An 18,667-nucleotide genomic window follows, 5' to 3' on the forward strand; every position below is an offset into this window, starting at 1 on the left:
AATGTCAGGGTTTGTAGCGGATAGTGGGCGGCCGTCTGGCCGCCCTGACGATCGTTATGGCAAATTACAGCACCAGCCCGGCGATTGAGGCAGAGAGAATGCTGACCAGCGTAGAGCCGTAGACCAGCTTCAGGCCGAAGCGGGACACCACGTTACCCTGATTTTCGTTCAACCCTTTGATAGCCCCGGCAATGATGCCGATAGAGGAGAAGTTGGCGAACGACACCAGGAACACGGAGAGGATCCCGACGCTGCGCGGTGACAGCTGGCTCGCCACTTTTTGCAGTTCCAGCATGGCGACGAACTCGTTGGACACCAGCTTGGTCGCCATGATGCTGCCGACCTGTAACGCTTCGTTAGCGGGAATCCCCATGATCCAGGCAAAGGGGAAGAACACGTAGCCCAGCATTTCCTGGAAGCTGATACCGAACACGGCGCTGAAGATGGCGTTAACCATGGCAATCAGCGCGATAAAGCCGATCAGCATGGCCGCGACGATACAGGCCACTTTGAAACCGGCGAGAATATATTCCCCCAGCATTTCAAAAAAGCTTTGGTTTTCATGCAAATCGCGCAGTTGCAACTCAGGTTCGGCATCGACTTTGTACGGGTTGATCAATGACAACACGATAAAAGTGCTGAACATATTCAGGATCAGCGCCGCCACCACATATTTGGAATCCAGCATGGTCATGTAGGCACCGACGATAGACATCGATACCGTCGACATCGCGGTGGCTGCCATGGTGTACATGCGTTTTTCCGACATCTTGCCCAGAATATCTTTATAGGCGATGAAGTTTTCCGATTGCCCCAGAATCAGTGAACTGACCGCGTTAAACGACTCCAGTTTCCCCATGCCGTTCACCTTGGACAGCACCGTACCGATGGCGCGAATCACGATAGGCAGCACCTTGATATGTTGCAGGATCCCGATTAATGCCGAAATAAACACGATAGGGCACAGCACTTTGAAGAAGAAGGAAATCAGATTCTTTTCGTGGTTGATCATATCGCCAAACACGAAATCGGTCCCTTGTCCGGCAAACCCCAGCAATTTATCAAAGATGGCGGCAAACCCTTTTACGAAGCCCAAGCCCACGTTGGAATACAAGAAGAACCAGGCGAGCAAAATTTCAATCACTAACAGCTGAATGATAAAACGGATACGAATGCTTTTATGGTCGCGGCAGACAAGCAGCGCTAAACCGGCAACGACAAGCAATGCCAACGCAAATTGCGCAATATGGGTCATGAGAGCTCCGAATAGTAGGCGGGGTAACGTTTCCCACGCCATTCTAGGTAACGAAAAAGCTAAAAATGCGATAAAACACGCAAAAGTATAATTATATCGTGGGAATAGCGCTAAGTTGAATAGCTTATACCCTAAATAATTCGAGTTGCAGGAAGGCGGCAAGGGAGTGAATCCCGATGAGCTTACTCAGGTAAGTGATTCGGGTGAGCGAGTGTAGCCAACGCACATGCAACTTGAAGTATGACGGGTATATCGCAGGGAGCGGTGTGGGGATGGTAAGCAAACGTAACCAATAAATGAGCGGGCAACCCGGTTCTGAGATGCCCGTATCCTCGGCTAACAGGGTTAACCTGTGCGGGTGAGGGACTGCACCGAGTGGCGACGCACCAGCGTCGGCGTAAAGGTGTTGGTGACCGCCGTCAGCGCCTGGCCTTGTGCCAGCGCAATGGCTAATTCGGCGGCTTGCGTCGACATGGCTATCACCGGGTAGCGGATCGTGGTCAATCGTGGGCGCAAGTAGCGCGCGATAAGCACGTCATCAAAACCTATCAGAGAAACAGCCTGTGGCACCTCAATGCCGTTGTCGCTTAATACTGCCAATGCGCCCGCCGCCATCGAATCGTTGTAACACACCACGGCGCTAAAAGGCACGCCGTGGCTCAGCAGTTCGCGCATCGCTGCCTCGCCACCGGCTTCATCCGGCGCGGCGCGGGCGATCAGCCGGTTATCCAGCGCAATGCCTTGATCGTGCAGGGCGGCACTGTAGCCCTGTAAGCGATCCTCGGCGTCAGAAATCCGGTGATCGGAACAGAGAAAGGCAATGGCACGATGCCCTTCCTGAATCATATGCCGGGTTGCCAGCCAGCCGCCATGGCGATCGTCCAGCGCCACACAGCGCGACTCAAATCCGGGCAGAATGCGGTTGATCAGCACCATGCCGGGGACGTGGTGCATAAACGCGCTCAGTTCTGCATCGGGCAACACTTTGGCGTGCACCACCAGCGCCGAGCAGCAGTGGCGCAGCAACTGTTCGATGGCCTGACGCTCCATTTCCGCGTCATGGTAGCCGTTACTGATCAACAAAAAATTGCCCGTCGCTCTGGCGGTGCTATCGACCGCTTTTACCATCGCACCAAAGAACGGATCGGAAACATCCGCCACCACCAGCCCCAGGGTTTCTGCATGCTGATGCGCCAGTGCGCGTGCATTGGCGTTGGGGTGATAGCGCAGTTCTGCCATGGCGCTATGCACCGCATCCCGCGATGCCTGGCTGGCTTTCGGCGAGTCGTTGATGACCCGTGAAACCGTTGCCACGGAGACGCCGGCCAGGCGCGCAACATCCTTTATGGTTGCCATCGGTGGTTTCCCTGTCTGTGTTGATGGTTATCGGTTTATGTGATCGGTATCAATATCAATCGCGTGCGTCGCTATTCTCATTTATCACGCTTACTGCCTACAATGAGGGTAATCGTTTACACAGCGTTTGCAACTGGCTTTTTTGCGATTTTTATCGCGCTGTGTGAAAACGGGTTACACCTCCATGCACCCGTCAACGCACCAAAGATATCGCTGCTGTTTAAGGAGTGTCAGGAATGTCATTCGATCCCACAGAGCACCCGCATCGTCGTTACAACCCGCTTCGCGGCGAATGGGTGTTGGTTTCTCCCCACCGTGCGAAACGCCCCTGGCAGGGCCAGCAGGATGAGCCGGACAGGCGTCAGTTACCGGCTCACGATCCGGATTGCTTTCTCTGCGCAGGCAACCGGCGCGTTACCGGCGATGTGAATCCGAATTACACCCACACCCATGTGTTTCGCAATGATTTTTCCGCGCTGATGGAGCAAACCCCCGCGCTGGCGGCAAGCGATGATCCGTTGTTTCAAACCCAAAGCGTGCAGGGCACCAGTCGCGTTATCTGCTTCTCACCGGACCACAGTAAAACATTGCCGGAACTCTCGCTGGCGGCATTGGCGCACGTAGTTGCGGCCTGGTGCGAACAAACCGAGACGCTGGGAAAACAGTACCCGTGGGTTCAGGTGTTTGAAAATAAAGGCGCGATGATGGGATGTTCTAACCCGCATCCGCATGGGCAAGTGTGGGCCAACAGCTTTTTACCGACCGATATCGTGAAAGAAGACGGGCAGCAGCGCGCCTATTTTGAGCGTCATGGCACGCCACTATTGCTGGATTATGCCCAGCGCGAACAGGCGGAGCAGGTGCGCTGTGTGGTGGAAACGGAACACTGGCTGGCGGTGGTGCCCTACTGGGCCGCGTGGCCGTTTGAAACGCTGCTATTGCCGCGCAGTGCGGTGCAGCAGTTGCCGCAACTGACAGCCGCGCAGCGCAGCGATTTGTGTCTGGCGCTGAAAAAGCTGACCAGCCGTTACGATAATCTGTTTCAGTGCGCGTTTCCCTATTCCATGGGCTGGCACGGTGCACCGTTTATTGAAGGCGATAACCCCCACTGGCAACTGCATGCGCATTTTTACCCGCCGCTGTTGCGTTCGGCCAGCGTGCGGAAATTTATGGTGGGCTACGAGATGCTGGCGGAGCCGCAGCGTGATTTGACGCCGGAACAGGCGGCAGAGCGCTTGCGCAGCGTAAGCGATATTCATTTTCGGCAACAGCATGAGGTGAACGATGGGACGGATTAACAGCGTGCGGCGACAGGTAGATGAAGTGTTCAACGCCACCTTTGGCTATGCGCCTGCGGTGCAGGTGCAGGCTCCCGGACGCGTCAACCTGATCGGTGAGCACACGGATTACAACGACGGGTTTGTGTTGCCCTGTGCCATCGATTACCACACGGTGATTGCTGCCGCCCCGCGCGCCGACAGTCTGGTTCGGGTGGTGGCTGTTAATATGGAAGAGCAGCAGGACAGCTTTGACCTGACGCAGGCCATTGAACCGCATCCCCAGTATCTCTGGCCCAACTATATTCGCGGCGTGGTGAAATATCTGCTGGCACGCGGATTGACCCTGGGCGGCGTGGATATGGTGATTGCCGGAAACGTGCCAACCGGTGCCGGGCTCAGTTCCTCGGCGTCATTGGAAGTGGCGGTCGGGCAGGTGTTTAAAACGCTCTATGGATTAGCGCTCAGCCCGTTGGATCTGGCGCTTAACGGCCAGCAGGCAGAAAACCACTTTGTCGGCTGCAACTGCGGCATCATGGATCAGTTTATTTCCGCGCAGGGCGTCGCAGGCCATGCGTTGCTGATTGATTGCCGTTCGTTGCAAGGCACGGCGGTGCCGATCCCGCCGGGATTGGATGTGCTGATCATTAACTCTAACGTGCGGCGCGGGCTGGTGGACAGTGAATACAACACCCGGCGCGCGCAGTGTGAGGCGGCAGCGCGGCATTTTGGTGTGAAGGCGCTGCGCGATGTTTCATTGGCACAGTTTGAGGCCAACCGTGCGGGGCTGGATGCAGTAGTGGCGCAGCGCGCGCGCCATATCGTTACCGAAAATCAGCGTACGCTGGAAGCCGCTGCGGCGCTCACGGCGGGCGATATCCCGCGTCTTTCCCGTCTGATGGCGCAATCGCACCGCTCAATGCGTGACGATTTTGCCATTACCGTGCCGCTCATCGACACGCTGGTTGCGTTGATTGACGACTATATCGGTGAGCGCGGCGGGGTACGCATGACCGGCGGCGGTTTCGGCGGCTGTGTGGTTGCGCTGTTGCCATCCGCGTTAACGGCAGAGGTGTGTGAGCGGGTGGCGCGGGAATATCCGGCTCGTACCGGCTTGCCACCTACGCTTCATATCTGCCAGCCGTCAGCCGGGGCAGGGGTTTTACCTGCATCAGGGCAGTAAAAACAGGGTCGCCAGCCCGAGGAAGATAAAAAAGCCGCCGGTATCGGTGATCGCCGTGATCATCACGCTGGAGCCGATGGCGGGATCGCGGCCCAGTTTTACCATTGCTAATGGGATCGTCACCCCCATGGTGGCGGCCAGCAGCAGGTTGAGCATGATAGCCAACATCATGACACCGCCCATGGCGATGTTGCCGTACAGCAGCACGGTGATGACGGCGAGCACGGCACCCCACACCAGACCATTGACAACGGCAACGCCCAACTCTTTGAGTAATAACGCCGATTTTTTACCGTGATCCAACTGGTGCAGCGCCAGCGCGCGCACGATCATGGTGATGGTTTGGTTACCGGTATTGCCGCCGATGCCGGCGACGATTGGCATCAGCGTCGCCAGCGCCACCAGATGCGCCAGCGTGTCTTCGAACAAGCCAATGACCCTGGATGCGAGCAAGGCGGTGCACAGGTTGATGGCCAGCCAGCCCGAACGGTTTTTTACCGCTTTGGCTACCGGCGCATAGACATCTTCTGACGCCGTCAACCCGCCCGAGCGGCGCAGATGGTGGTCGCTGGTGCGGTTGACCCGGTCCAGAATATCTTCCACGGTGACGCGTCCCAACAGCTTGCCTTTGCTGTCCACAACGGCGGCGGAGATCAGATCGTAGCGTTCGAACGCGCTGGCGACATCATCGGTCTCTGTTTCCGGTTCGAACAGAATCGGTTCGGAATTCATCACCTGCTCAACCGTTGTGTTTGGCCTGTGCAGCAGAATATTGGTCAGCGTGAGTTCACCCAGCAGGCGGTTTTTGCGATCGGTGACAAACAGCTTGTCGGTGGCGTCGGGGATCACTTTACGCCAACGCAGAAAACGTTGTACCACGGCCAGCGTAACGTCCGGTCGTACTGTCAGCAGATTGAAATCAACCAGATAGCCGACAGACTCTTCATCGTACTGGATGGTTTCTCGCAGTTGCGCCCGCTGGCGCGGTTCCAGTGCGGTAAGAATACGGCCCAGCAGATGGCGTGGCAAACGGCGCGCTAACTGCGCCTGCTCATCGATATCCAGCGGGCGGATGGCGCGCAGAATATCTTTGTCGCTCATCTGGGCGATCAGGCCGTCAGAAATGGTGTCCGAGGCCTCATACAGCACAAAGCCGCGCTTATCAAGCGGGGTCAGGTACCACAGCGCCTGCCGCGCTTCGGGCGGCAGCGATTCCAGCAGGTCAGCAAGGTCAGCAGCGTGTAATTCGGTGAGCAGCGTACAGATTTCAGCGGTGTGGTCGAGAAGCCGCGTTTTCTCATCCTCAGCAACCGGAGGCTGCTGAGTAATGATGCTTTCCACCAGTGCAGGATCATCGAGCAGCAACAGTGAAATGCGGCGGCGAATGGCCGAGAGTTTTTTGACGCTTGGCATGATCGTTTTTCTCAGTGGTTATCACGTGCACGTACTAGAAATCGAGCGTTGTCAGTGCCTTTTACGGTGGATAGTCAGACAACGCTCACGCCTTTTCATTGACGGGGCGCTCTTATCCTTTGCGTACCCGCGCCGCCAGCCCTTTCAGAAAGTAGCGGATAACCTGATCGCCGCAGGTGCGATAGTTTTTGTGGTCAGGTGCGCGCATCATTGCGGTGACTTCCGGCAGTGAAATGCGAAAATTTTGTGTCAGCAGGATCGCCTGAATATCATCCGTTTTTAATGAGAAAGCGACGCGCAGTTTTTTCAGGATAATATTATTGGTCACCTTGCGTTCAAACTGCGGCGCAGGCTGTTTTTCATCTTGACCGCGTTTTTGCAGAATCAGCCCAGTCAGGAAATAACTCATCACGATGTCCGGGCAAGGCTGATAGCCTTCCTCTCCCTCTTTTTTGACGTAGCTCGCCAACTGCTGGGGAGGGACGGTCATCTCCACCAGCGCCAGAATCTTCAGCAGGTGGTCATTATTGAAATTCAGCATATAGCGCACGCTGCGCAACACATCATTGTTCATCATTACCGGTTTTTTCTCGCCATTCATTTTGGTTATTGTTGGAGAGTATAAGGGATCGCGGAAGATGTGACACTCAAGTGTTAAAACGGCATGTGCGATACTTTTTATTAGCGCGTCTGCGTTACTCTTTTTTAACGAAGGACAGTGTGGGGTTGACCGGCGATGATTTCAGCGTTTGTTCGATACGTTGCTGTTTATCTTGATGATGGAAAAAGGCACTAACGGAGGAGTAAGCGAAACGGCCTACGAGGATAAAGAAACTGATCAGGAGAATCGCTTGCGCAATCCGCGAACCGCTTCGTCTCTCTCGGGACGATCGTCGCTTGTGGGACAGGGTTGACAGGGAGGGTCGTCGTTTGTGAATCAGGGTAGCCATTATTATCACTCTCGTATCCGCGCTTATGCGCTGTTTCTATTTATTCACAATTGATGAAGTTGGTCAATCCTTAGACTTACTTTTGTGATCCTGATGGATTTCGCCGTGCGCGCCATCGTGAATATTTAGGGTTTCTGTGCCATACATAATAAATCGGCGCAACGCCGGTCATCGATACCGACACTAAAGAATAAGCCTTGCTTATCGACGCAGATGGGCAGGCGTGATGTTCGTTGTTTTGACACAGTAAACCTGCCCTTAAAGGGAATACGGAGCGGCTTTTAATAATGCAGATACTTCACCGCATTTCGATACGTAATAAATTCCTCCTCGCGCTGTTACCCATGGTACTGGCATTGCTGTGGCTCAGCGCATTGGGAATGAATGAGCGTCGTCAGACAGAACGTGAAATGAACCGGATGGAAAAGCAGATCCAATTAGCGCGAGATGCGGGAGAGTTGGTGCATCAACTGCAACGGGAACGAGGGATGAGCGCCGGTTATTTTGGCAGTCAGGGCAACGCTTTTGGCCCCGAGTTGCAGACGCAGCGTCAGGACACGGACAAAGCCGCTACCGCTTTTCAGCAGCGTTACCGCGACATGGATACCACCTGGTTAGGCGGCGATGTGGCTAAAAACTTTACCCAGGTGGCGGATTCGCTCAACACACTGGAGACGCTCCGGGGTCAGGTAAACAGCATGTCGATACCGGTGAATGCCGCGCTGGGTGCCTATAGCGAAAAAGTGACGGCGTTGTTGGAAGGGATTGGACTGATGGCGCATCTGGTACGAGATGCCGGGGTGACGCAGCAGATCGCGGCCTACTACAGCCTGCTGAATGCCAAGGAGCAGGCGGGGATTGAGCGCGCGGTGCTGGCTAACGTTTTTTCTGCCAACCGTTTTGGTGAGGGCATGTTTGTGCGCCTGAACCAATTGGTGGGACGCGGCGATGCCTATATTGCCAGTTTCAGAACCCTGGCATCGGAATCACTGCGCCAGGCGTTTGACCGTGCAATAAGCTCCAGCCTGGCGCAAGACGCGCAGGCACTGCGCCAACGAGCGATCGCCGCACCGCAAGGGGAATGGAATATCGATGGGGCTCAGTGGTTTTCATTGCAAACACAGAAAATCGAACAGCTTAAAAGTATCGAAGAACAGGCGGTTACCACGCTGCTTGGCGATGTCCAGCGCTTGTCTGCTACTGCACAGCGGGCCTGGATCATCTACCTGAGCGGCACGCTGCTGGCGATCGGGTTGGCGCTGGCGCTGGCGGCGGTGATTATGCGCAGCATCAACCGACAGTTGCAGGATACCTTAACCACCATCGCCGAGATGGGCGGAGACTTGACGCAGCGCCTGTCCGTGCCGGGAACCGATGAGCTGTCACGGCTTAATGGAGCCTATAACCAATCGCTGGAGAGCATCGCGAATCTGGTGATAAAAATCAAAAACAGCGCTACCACCATTGGACGGGCCAGCAATGAAATTGCTTACGGCAATCATAATCTGGCGCAACGCACGGAGCAGCAGGCGGCTTCGCTGGTGGAAACCGCCAGCAGCATGGAGCAGATTACTGCCACCGTACAGCAGACCGCCGATTTTGCTGCTCAGGCACGCGAACTGACCAGCACGGTCGATGAGCAGGTGCGCACTATTGGTGATATTACCTCATCAGCCCGCGACGCCATGAGCAAGATCCAGCAAACCAGTCAACGCGTTACCGAAATCGTCACGGGGATTGACGCCATCGCGTTTCAAACCAACCTGCTGGCGCTCAATGCGGCGGTGGAAGCGGCCAGAGCGGGAGAACACGGGCGTGGTTTTGCGGTGGTGGCAACAGAAGTGCGCCAACTGTCGCAGCGTAGCGTCGATGAAGCCAATAAAATCCGTGCGCTGATCGCCGACAGCCTTTCCAGCGTGGAGGAGGGCAGTGCGCTGGTGTCGCAGTCGCATCGCGGCTTACATGAAATTATCGACGGCACCAGCAAAGTAAAAGCGCTGGTGGGGGATATCGCCATCGCGGCGGGCGAGCAATCGCTGGGGATCGCCCAGATCAACGTGGCATTGAGCCAGTTGGAGCAGGTCACCCAGCAGAATGCCACGCTGGTGGCTGAAGCCTCGACGGCAAGCCAGATGCTGGATGGACAAGTGGCGGATATGACAGAACTGGTCGGGCGTTTTCGCGTAGACGTTGCTGAACCGGTTGCTGAAAATACCCCTTATCTTCTGGCTGACGCTTAGCGCAGTGGGAAACGCCTGCGCGATTGCTGAAAAACAGCCTACTTTCACCGTCATTCCCGCGAAAGCGGGAATCTCATGCAGGTGAAACGCGTTTCCTCTCGCAGAGATCCCCGGCTTTCGCCGAGGATGACGAGGAAGGAAGTGACTTGGACATCAGTCTGATTCCCTCCCCCTAAAGGGAGCGCAGGGCGTTAGTTCGCTTCTTCGATCAGCAATTTCCAGCCAGTGACATCCAGCCAGTAGGCCTGCTCTGCTTCCAGATCGAGCTGTACCAGCGCGTTCTGCGCGAAATAGCCCTGCGGAAAGGTGAGCGTCCAGTGGTTATCATCGGTGCCAAGGCGCAGCGAATCCGGCGGCGTGGTCGCCTGCCGCTGGTTGTTGAGCAGGCTTGCCAGCCGCAGAATCTGCACCATCGGCAAATACTGTTTTTTCTTGAACAGGTTAAAACGCGGCAGTTCTTCCAGCTTGATGGCTTTGCGCTGCAAGCGCACCATCAATGACAGCATCAACTGCTGTTCCTGATTAAAGCCGGGCAGGTTGGTATTTTGCAGAATGTAAGCGGAATGGCGCTGCATGCCCGCGTGGTTGATGCTCAGGCCGACTTCGTGCAGCATGGCGGCCCATTTCAGGATCGCTTCTAACTGCGGATGCACCAGTGACGGGTTTTGCGCCGCCCATTGGGTAAACAGCAACTCGGTGGTTTCCCGTACCCGACGCGCTTGTTCCCTGTCGATATTGTAGTGGCTAGCCAGACTGAGCGCGGTGCGGATACGAATATCCTGATGGCGGAAACGGCCTTCCATTTCATACAGCACCCCTTCGCGCAGCGCGCCGTCCGACAGGCGCAGCGATTTGATGGCCAGCGCATCGAAAACCCCGCACAGAATCGCCAGTCCAGGCACCAACACCGATTGCCGGTCTTCCGACATGCCCGGCAAGCTCAGGGATTTGAAGGTTTTAAACTGCAAAATCTGATCGCGCAGCATATTGAGCCGTTCCAGGGTGATCAGACCGTCTTTCTCACCCATTTCCACCAGGATTTCATGGGCGGATTTGATGGTGCCGGACGCGCCCAAGGCGTAATCCCAACCATAAATGCGGTATTCCCAGGAGAGGGTTTCCAGCTTCTGTACCGCCGCCAAACGCGCGCGCCGGAAATTCTGCTCGCTGATCTCACCGTTAGGGAAAAATTGCTGTGCGAAGCTGACACAGCCCATACGACGGCTTTCGACCAGAATCGGCTCAAAATTCTCCCCGATAACCAACTCGGTGGAGCCGCCGCCGATGTCGATCACCAGCTTGCGCCCTTTTTCCGGCTGAGTGTGCTCAACGCCCATAAAAATCAGGCGCGCTTCTTCATGGCCGGAAATGATCTCGATTGGATAAGGGATAATGTCGGCCGCGCGGCGCAAAAAGGTTTGCGCATTGGCGGCTTCACGCAGGGCATGGGTGCCCACGATGGAAACGTTGTCAGGCGAAAAACCTTGCAGCCGCTCAGCAAACAGCGCCAGACAGCTTAAGCCGCGCTCCATCGCCTCTTCGCTCAGCATATTGTTGCTGTCGAGACCATCCGCCAGATGCACTCGCTGTTTAAGGCGGCTCAACACCTGCAATGCACCGTTGACCACACGGGCAACCACCATATGGAAACTGTTGGAACCAAGGTCAACCGCGGCGAATTCCTGCGGTGTTTCTTTATCGGTATCGGTTTGTATCAGGGGCATTTTTCTTGCCTATTCGTCGGGTTGCTCAAGGGCCTTGAGGTACTCGTAAATGGCCGTCTGCGCGCGGACTTTACGCCGGTTGCCGCGTGCAACATAGCGATTACTCAGCTCTTTATCAATAATACGTGCTTTAACCGTATCGCTGAACAGCAGATCCAGCGTGTCCAATATCTGTTTTTTCAGCGCAGGATCGAGCACTTCTGCTGCCACCTCGATACGATAATCGATATTACGTGTCATCCAGTCCGCTGAGGAGATATACACTTTGTCGTCTCCTCCATTATGGAACACATACACCCGATCGTGTTCAAGATAGCGATCCAAAATGCTGATGACCTGAATATTCTCGCTGATGCCGGGCAGTGAGGGGATCAACGAACACATGCCGCGCACCAGCAGGTTGATCTTCACACCTGCCGCAGAGGCTTCATACAGTTTTTCGGCCAGATCTTTATCGACCAGATTGTTGACCTTGAGCGTAATCGCTGCGGGAATGTTCTCAAGCGCGTTGGCGATTTCGTTATCGATCAGTTTGCGCAACCGGGAGCGTGAGTTCTGCGGTGATACCAGCAAATACTCAAAGCTGACCGGGCGATAAGGGTTCTCGATAAAGTTGAACACGCTGCGCACTTCATTGGTGATGCGCTCATCGGCGGTCAGCAGTGAATAATCGGTATAAAGCCGGGCGGTTTTTTCGTTAAAGTTGCCGGTGCCAATGTGGGCGTAACGCACGATGTTTTCCCCTTCACGGCGGGAAATCAGGAATAGCTTGGCGTGAATTTTCAGCCCCGGCACCGAGAAAATCACGTGTACACCGGCTTCCGTCAGGCGCTTGGCCCACTGAATATTCGCTTCTTCATCAAAGCGCGCCTGCAATTCCACCACCACGGAGACTTTTTTGCCGTTGTGTGCAGCGTGGATCATCGCGTTGATAATGCGCGAATCTTTCGCTACGCGATAAATATTGATTTTGATCGACAGTACGCTCGGATCGAACGACGCCTGACGCAGCAGCTCGAGTACGTGCTCAAAGGTGTGATACGGATAATAAAGCAATATGTCACGTTCGCGAATGGCATCAAACCCGTTGCGAAAATGGCTGAAGCGGGTATGGCGCAGGCGCGGCAGCGGCTTGTTTTCCAGATTCGGGCGGCCAATATTGGGGAAGCTGATAAAGTCTTTAAAGTTGTGGTAACGCCCGCCGGGAATGATGGAATCGTAGGAGGAGATGCCTAATTTCTGCATCAGCATGTCCACCATCGCATCCGGCATATCGCGCTGATAGACAAAGCGCACTGGCTCGGCGGTCAGGCGCTGTTTCAGGCTGGAAGACATCAATTCCAGCAGGCTGGACTCCATTTCCGTGACCAGATCGTACTCGGCATCGCGCGTCATTTTCATGGAATAGGCGTTGAGCGCATCGTAGTCAAAGAAGCCTCTGAAGATATCATCCAGGCAGTAGCGCAGAATGTTATCCAGCAAAATCATGGTTTTTTTTCTGCGCGATGATTCTGACGGCAGGTTGATAAAACGCGGCACCTTGTCCGACGGGATCTCCAGCAGCGCATAGCGAATCTCGTTGCCGCGAATAATCTCTACCGCCAAATAGGTGTAGTCATCTTTCAAAAACTCCACCAGATCGGTTTCTGGCAGGATCAGAATCGGCGTGATGTGCTGACGCAGGTTCTGGCGAAAATAGTCGCGCAGCCACTCCTGCTGAAGCGGAGAGACCTGACGCTCATTCACCAAGAAAATGTGGTTGCGCGCCATCTCCAACAGCAGTTCGTTATACAGATTATCGAACACCTGATCGGTTTTCAGTACGCGTGCCTGAATTTTACTCAGCAAATGGCGTAAACCGCCGGCGGAGCCTTGTTCCTCGTTGATCAGAATCCGTCTTTTCAGATCGGCGAAGCGCACTTTGTAAAATTCATCGAGGTTGTTGGAGTAGATGCCCAAAAAGCGCATGCGCTCAATCAACGGATTACTCTGATCCGCTGCCTCTTGCAACACGCGTTCGTTGAAGGATAACCAACTTAGTTCTTTCTCAATGAAGAGCTTGTCCTGACTCATTGTCACTCCGTTAAATCGTTTACTGACGCTGCACCCACTCTCTACACGCCAATGATGGCGGATTTATGACGACGTGGCGCTATCTTGTTCTTTGCAACCCATTTTTTACGCGACGCCGTCTCATTGCTGAAGGATTACGGTTATTTTGTTTACAAAATGACCTGGATGCCGCGTCCGGTGTGGACGTGCATTAAAATCGTTCTTACAGAACGTCTTACCATTGTCATATTATGAGTGTAAAGGCAACATATGCTACCCCGATTTCATCATGGGGAAGAGAAAAGCAATCCGCCACGGTGTTTGAGACAACCTCAATCGTGCGGGATGGGCGACGCAGGGCTTTTTGTTCGCCATTCACTAACAGAACCTGACGGGTGGTGTAGGGATAATGGCAGAAACAGACAGCAGATTTGCCTATCAGGATGCCCGACGGCGGCGTCTGGATCGCGTAACGCAGCATATCGTGGTTGGCAGTGGCCTGCTGGTGATGATGGCGTTGGTGCTGATCTTTTTCTATCTGCTGTACGTGGTTGCACCGCTGTTTGTTTCTCCCTCGGTGACACAGTACGCCGCGTCGCCGCGCGTGGCGTCGGCGCCGTCTGCCGCGGTCGGGATCAGCGATGACGGTTCCTTAGGCTATCGCATTGATCAACATGGCTTTGGCGAGTTTATGGTGTTTGCTGGCGCGCAATCTCTACCGCGCACCGCACTGAGCGTTACGCCCATCACCCGTGCCGTCGCCTTCGGCGAAGGGCGGCCCCATTACGCGCTGCTCTCTGCCACCGGCCACATCACGATTGTCGCTCCCTTTATTCCGCTCGCCGGTAATGCACAGCCTGCCTGGCGTTATCCGTTTGGCAAGACGCCCCTGCCGTTGACGGCGGATGGCACACCGCTACGTCATCTGGCGCTGGCACTGCGCGAAACCACACCGCCGATGGCCGCTAACGCTGCCGCCACGGTGGTGGACGCGGTCGCCGTGTGGGTGACGCAGGATAACCGCTTGTCCATGGGCCGCATTTCCGCTGACGGTGTGCAGCCTGTCGCCAGTGTGGCACTCGGCGATACGCCGGTTGACGACCTGGTGCTGACGCCCCGTGGTGATGTTATCTACAGCTTAAGCGGCAACCAACTGAGCTCATGGCGCGTCAATGGCGAGACGCTGATGCCTTCAGGCACGGCGACTTTGCCCTCTGCCGGGCCGTGGCGGCTGGCGCTGTTCTCCGGCGGTTATTCACTGCTGGTGTATACCGAGAGTGGTAAAATATTTCAGTGGTTTGACGTGCCTGGCGCGGATGGTCTGCGCCTGACCGAGATTCGAGATTTTCCTCAGCGCGAAACCCAAGGCATGCAACTGGTGCCGGAAGCCTTGCGTCGGGTATTTGCCACCCTGACGCCGCAGGGGGCGCTTTCACTGTTTGCCAGCAAGCAATCTGCCGCTGTATTAACCCAGCAGGTTGCCGCACAGGCACAGCGCATGGTGTTTTCGGCGCACGGCAAAGCGCTACTGCTTGAGACGCCAACGCAATGGTATGCCTATCGTGTCGATAATCCTTACCCCGATATCGGCTGGCGCGGCCTGTGGCAGCGTGTTTGGTATGAGAACTACCCCCAACCTGATTTTATCTGGCAGTCAACGGCGGCAGACGACAGCTATCAGGCCAAGTTCAGTCTGGTGCCGCTGTTGGCCGGATCGCTGAAGGCGGCGCTGTACGCCATGCTGTTTGCCACGCCGCTGGCGCTGGCTGCGGCGGTGTACACCGCCTGTTTTATGACGCCGGGTTTACGCCGCTGGGTGAAGCCGACGCTCGAGGTCATGGGCGCGCTCCCGACCGTGGTGGTGGGGTTGATTGCCGCGCTCTGGCTCGCGCCGCACGTTGAAACCTACCTTTCTGCCATTCTGGCCTTGCCGCTGCTCTGTACCCTGGGCGTATTGGGCGTGGGGGCGCTGACGGCGCGCTGGCCGCGCGTTGCCCGCTGGATGCAGGGGCGCGAGGTGCTGCTGCTGATGCCGGTGCTGCTGCTGATCGTGCTCGGGGTTTGCGGGTTTGCCCCGGCGCTGGAAGTGCGCCTGTTCGGACAACCGCTGTTCCAATGGATGGACGGCAATTTTGTGCAGCGCAATGCGCTGGTGGCGGGGATCGCGCTGGGCTTTGCACTGATCCCACTGATTTTCTCATTGGCGGAGGATGCCTTGTTCAATGTGCCCACGCGGCTGAGTCAAGGCTCTTTGGCGCTGGGGGCGACCCCGTGGCAAACCCTGTGGCACGTAGTGTTGCCTTCAGCCAGTGCCGGTATCTTTGCCGCGCTGATGCTGAGTTTTGGCCGTGCCGTCGGCGAAACCATGATTGTGTTGATGGCAACGGGCAATACGCCCATCGTCGATGCGGGTTTGCTGCAAGGATTGCGCTCACTGGCGGCCAATATCGCCATCGAAATGCCGGAGGCTGTGATGGGCAGCGGGCACTATCGCGTACTGTTTCTCACTGCGCTGGTGTTGTTTATCTTTACCTTTGTGGTCAATACGTTGGCCGAAACCCTGCGTCAGCGGCTACGCCGACGTTACCGGGATGAGGGAGATCACGCATGACATCTCAATCGACCGTCCCCGAAGGGCAAACGCGCAACTGGTTTCGCAGCGGCACGCCCTGGGTCTGGTTAACCGGTGCGGCGATTGGCGTCAGTCTGTTGGCGATGCTGGCCGTGGTGGTGATGCTGGCCTGGCAGGGTGGGCGCTATTTGTGGCCGCAACCGGTGTGGCAGTTCACGCTAACCGAGCAGGTGGCGGGAGCGCCGCGCGCGCTGCTGGGCGAAATGTATGCTCGTCAAACGCTGACCGCGCCTTCCACGTCAACCGCCGCTGGCGATGAGGTGGCACGCTATCTGGTTAAGGTCGGAATGCGGGAGCGTTACGGGCAAAGTTTCCAGACGCTGCTTTCTTCGGAGATCACCGCGCGATCGCTGCCCGCCGATGTGCTGGTGCTTAAGCGCGCACACAACGGGGTTGCCTACGGTTTTCTGGCCGGGATGCTGGAAGATGGTCAACCGCTGCTGGCCGAAGATCTGCCCGCGACCTTGCAGCGCCGTATTCAACTGGTGCAGGGTTTTGTCAATAAAACGCAGCGTATCCGGCTGGTAGAGATGCGAAAAATCAACCAACGGGTTGAGGCGCTGCGGCTGGAGGAGAAACAAAAGCAGCGCGTCGAGGCGTTGGATACCCAAACGCTGGCGCGACTTCAGGCCGAGCGCGGTGAGTTGCAGCGTCGGTTTGATACGCTGTCGGGGCAGCTGGCTACGCTCAATCAGGAGATCGATCGCAATCAGGTACTGCTGCGCGACGCCGAAGGCACGCTGTATCGCATTCCGCTCAAAGAGATCGAAGGGGCCTGGTTTCCCAATAGCATGAACCGCTGGGATAAAGTGCGGCACTGGGGGCATGAAATGGCCTACCTGCTCACCCACGATGCGCCGGACAACGCCAGCGGCCATCTGTTCCCGGCCATTTTTGGCACGGTGCTGATGGTGATCCTGATGTCGATTGTGGTGATGCCGTTAGGGGTGATCGCCGCGATCTATCTTAATGAGTATGCAGGGAAAAATCATTTCACGCGCTGGGTGCGTATCGCCGTTGCCAATCTGGCGGGCGTGCCATCGATTGTGTACGGCGTGTTCGGGTTGGGCTTTTTTGTCTACCTGATGGGCGGTACGCTGGATAAGCTGTTCTATGCCGATGCGTTGCCGAACCCGACGTTTGGTACACCGGGGCTGCTGTGGGCATCGCTGACGCTGGCATTGCTGACGTTGCCGGTGGTGATTGTGGCAACGGAAGAAGGGCTGGCGCGCATCCCTGTGTCGCTGCGCCACGGCTCGCTGGCGTTGGGCGCGACGCGGGCGGAAACCTTGTGGCACGTGGTGCTGCCGATGGCCGTTCCCGCCATGCTGACCGGTCTGATCCTGGCGGTGGCGCGGGCTGCCGGTGAAACTGCGCCGCTGATGCTGGTGGGGGTGGTGAAGTCGGTGCCGGTGTTACCGGTGGATGATATCTTCCCCTATCTGCATCTGGAACGAAAATTCATGCACCTTGGCTTTCAGATTTACGATTTGGCGTTTCAGAGTGCGGATGTGGAAGCGGCGCGACCGCTGGTATATCTCACGGCGCTGTTGCTGGTGGTGATTGTGGTCGGGCTGAACGTGGCGGCCATGGGCTTGCGCCACGTGTTGCGCGAAAAATACCGCGCGCTGACGTTGTGACGGGATTTCTTGTCTTGAAGCGATATTTTATTAGGAAAAGGCTATGCGAGTAACCAATCCCCTGCATGGATCACCGCTGCTGGATATCCGCCAACTGAGCGACGAGCAGACGGCGCTGGAAGTGGATCATCTCAGCCTCTATTACGGCGAAAAACAGGCGCTGAACGATATCTCGTTGCGCATTCCGCAGCATCAGGTGACCGCGCTGATTGGCCCGTCTGGTTGCGGTAAATCGACGCTGCTGCGCTGTTTTAATCGCATGAACGATCTGGTGGAAAATTGCCGTATTGAAGGCGATATCCGGCTGCGCGGGGTTTCCGTCAGGGATGCCCAGTGGGATGTCTCGGCGCTGCGGCGGCGGGTGGGCATGGTGTTCCAGCGTCCCAATCCGTTTCCTAAATCCATCTATGACAACGTGGCGTACGGCTTGCGCCTGCAAGGCATCCGCGATCGGCGCTTGCTGGACGAAACCGTGGAGAGTGCGCTGCGTGCCGCGGCGCTGTGGCATGAAGTGAAAGACCGGTTGGGCGATAATGCCTTGACGCTCTCCAGCGGTCAGCAGCAGCGTCTGGTGATTGCCCGTGCCATCGCGATTGAACCCGAAGTGTTACTGCTCGATGAGCCGACCTCCGCGCTGGATCCTATCTCTACGCTGGTGATTGAAGAGCTGATGGGGGCATTAAAACAGCGCTTCACGCTGGTGTTGGTGACACACAATATGCAGCAGGCGGCGCGGGTATCGGATTACACCGCCTTTATCCACCAGGGCAAGCTGATTGAGTACGATCTTACCGATACGCTGTTCACCTCTCCGGTTCAGCGCAAAACGGAAGATTACATTACCGGACGCTTTGGTTGAGGGTTCAGCAGAAAAAATCGTAAAAAAACCTGTCTTTTGTACGATTCTCCGTGCCATATGAAAAAGTGATGATAAAATGTGCGGAA

13 protein-coding genes are annotated in these 18,667 nt (G+C 56.1%); 6 read left to right on the top strand and 7 right to left on the bottom strand.

Going from position 1 to position 18,667, the window contains the following annotated elements; all coding sequences use genetic code 11:
- Positions 1-64: 64 nt before the first annotated feature.
- Together J5067_RS13940 and galR are read right to left on the bottom strand one after the other, a co-directional pair.
- Positions 65-1,255 carry a NupC/NupG family nucleoside CNT transporter gene (locus J5067_RS13940; RefSeq protein WP_264651363.1) on the bottom strand — a complete coding sequence of 397 codons (1,191 nt, stop codon included), beginning with the start codon at positions 1,253-1,255 and terminating at the stop codon, positions 65-67.
- A gap of 345 nt (positions 1,256-1,600) precedes the next feature.
- Entirely contained in the window at positions 1,601-2,611 is a 1,011-nt protein-coding gene (gene galR, locus J5067_RS13945) for an HTH-type transcriptional regulator GalR (RefSeq protein ID WP_264651364.1), read from the bottom strand.
- A 236-nt stretch (positions 2,612-2,847) separates the two neighbouring features.
- Here galR and galT point away from each other — a divergent pair, with 236 nt between their 5' ends.
- Both galT and galK read left to right on the top strand, forming a co-directional pair.
- Positions 2,848-3,909: a galactose-1-phosphate uridylyltransferase gene (galT, locus tag J5067_RS13950; RefSeq protein ID WP_264651365.1), complete on the top strand. Its 1,062-nt coding sequence runs from the start codon at positions 2,848-2,850 to the stop codon at positions 3,907-3,909.
- Positions 3,896-5,071, top strand: a complete 1,176-nt coding sequence (gene galK, locus J5067_RS13955; protein ID WP_264651366.1) for a galactokinase — start codon at positions 3,896-3,898, stop codon at positions 5,069-5,071. Before galT ends, galK begins: the two co-directional genes overlap by 14 nt.
- On the opposite strand, the gene mgtE is transcribed toward galK, so the two are convergent.
- From mgtE to J5067_RS13970, 3 genes are all read right to left on the bottom strand, one after another.
- Complete coding sequence (mgtE, locus tag J5067_RS13960) at positions 5,060-6,484, bottom strand: magnesium transporter (RefSeq protein WP_264651367.1); 1,425 nt, start codon at positions 6,482-6,484, stop codon at positions 5,060-5,062. The genes galK and mgtE overlap by 12 nt on opposite strands.
- Positions 6,485-6,596: 112 nt before the next feature.
- Complete coding sequence (locus J5067_RS13965) at positions 6,597-7,061, bottom strand: DUF1456 family protein (protein ID WP_264643579.1); 465 nt, start codon at positions 7,059-7,061, stop codon at positions 6,597-6,599.
- A gap of 118 nt (positions 7,062-7,179) precedes the next feature.
- Entirely contained in the window at positions 7,180-7,401 is a 222-nt protein-coding gene (locus tag J5067_RS13970; RefSeq protein WP_264643783.1) for a YfgG family protein, read from the bottom strand.
- Between the two features lie 320 nt (positions 7,402-7,721).
- Here J5067_RS13970 and J5067_RS13975 point away from each other — a divergent pair, with 320 nt between their 5' ends.
- A complete protein-coding gene (locus J5067_RS13975; protein WP_264651368.1) occupies positions 7,722-9,674 on the top strand; it encodes a methyl-accepting chemotaxis protein in 1,953 nt (650 codons plus the stop codon).
- 191 nt (positions 9,675-9,865) lie between these two features.
- Here the strand turns inward: J5067_RS13975 and ppx are convergent, their stop codons facing one another.
- Both ppx and ppk1 read right to left on the bottom strand, forming a co-directional pair.
- Positions 9,866-11,398, bottom strand: a complete 1,533-nt coding sequence (gene ppx / locus J5067_RS13980; RefSeq protein WP_264643577.1) for an exopolyphosphatase — start codon at positions 11,396-11,398, stop codon at positions 9,866-9,868.
- Positions 11,399-11,407: 9 nt separating this feature from the next.
- Entirely contained in the window at positions 11,408-13,471 is a 2,064-nt protein-coding gene (gene ppk1, locus J5067_RS13985; protein WP_264643576.1) for a polyphosphate kinase 1, read from the bottom strand.
- 388 nt (positions 13,472-13,859) lie between these two features.
- Here ppk1 and J5067_RS13990 point away from each other — a divergent pair, with 388 nt between their 5' ends.
- Genes J5067_RS13990 through pstB form a run of 3 tightly spaced genes read left to right on the top strand, consistent with a single transcriptional unit; the run spans position 13,860 to position 18,581 of the window.
- Positions 13,860-16,061 (top strand): ABC transporter permease subunit, encoded by a 2,202-nt coding sequence (locus J5067_RS13990; RefSeq protein ID WP_264651369.1) that lies wholly within the window; start codon positions 13,860-13,862, stop codon positions 16,059-16,061.
- Positions 16,058-17,722, top strand: coding sequence for a phosphate ABC transporter permease PstA (pstA, locus tag J5067_RS13995; RefSeq protein WP_264651370.1), 1,665 nt, complete (start codon positions 16,058-16,060; stop codon positions 17,720-17,722). Before J5067_RS13990 ends, pstA begins: the two co-directional genes overlap by 4 nt.
- A gap of 43 nt (positions 17,723-17,765) precedes the next feature.
- A complete protein-coding gene (pstB, locus tag J5067_RS14000) occupies positions 17,766-18,581 on the top strand; it encodes a phosphate ABC transporter ATP-binding protein PstB (protein WP_264651371.1) in 816 nt (271 codons plus the stop codon).
- Positions 18,582-18,667 lie beyond the last annotated feature (86 nt).

The organism is Candidatus Symbiopectobacterium sp. NZEC151, assembly GCF_025962655.1.
Classification (GTDB): domain Bacteria; phylum Pseudomonadota; class Gammaproteobacteria; order Enterobacterales; family Enterobacteriaceae; genus Symbiopectobacterium.

Bases quoted from the DNA above. Each gene is read 5' to 3' on its own strand.
- J5067_RS13965 (WP_264643579.1), bottom strand. From the start codon at position 7,061: ATGATGAACAATGATGTGTTGCGCAGCGTGCGCTATATGCTGAATTTC.
- galT (WP_264651365.1), top strand. From the start codon at position 2,848: ATGTCATTCGATCCCACAGAGCACCCGCATCGTCGTTACAACCCGCTT.
- J5067_RS13975 (WP_264651368.1), top strand. From the start codon at position 7,722: ATGCAGATACTTCACCGCATTTCGATACGTAATAAATTCCTCCTCGCG.
- galK (WP_264651366.1), top strand. From the start codon at position 3,896: ATGGGACGGATTAACAGCGTGCGGCGACAGGTAGATGAAGTGTTCAAC.
- J5067_RS13940 (WP_264651363.1), bottom strand. From the start codon at position 1,255: ATGACCCATATTGCGCAATTTGCGTTGGCATTGCTTGTCGTTGCCGGT.
- J5067_RS13990 (WP_264651369.1), top strand. From the start codon at position 13,860: ATGGCAGAAACAGACAGCAGATTTGCCTATCAGGATGCCCGACGGCGG.
- mgtE (WP_264651367.1), bottom strand. From the start codon at position 6,484: ATGCCAAGCGTCAAAAAACTCTCGGCCATTCGCCGCCGCATTTCACTG.
- pstB (WP_264651371.1), top strand. From the start codon at position 17,766: ATGCGAGTAACCAATCCCCTGCATGGATCACCGCTGCTGGATATCCGC.
- ppk1 (WP_264643576.1), bottom strand. From the start codon at position 13,471: ATGAGTCAGGACAAGCTCTTCATTGAGAAAGAACTAAGTTGGTTATCC.
- pstA (WP_264651370.1), top strand. From the start codon at position 16,058: ATGACATCTCAATCGACCGTCCCCGAAGGGCAAACGCGCAACTGGTTT.
- galR (WP_264651364.1), bottom strand. From the start codon at position 2,611: ATGGCAACCATAAAGGATGTTGCGCGCCTGGCCGGCGTCTCCGTGGCA.
- ppx (WP_264643577.1), bottom strand. From the start codon at position 11,398: ATGCCCCTGATACAAACCGATACCGATAAAGAAACACCGCAGGAATTC.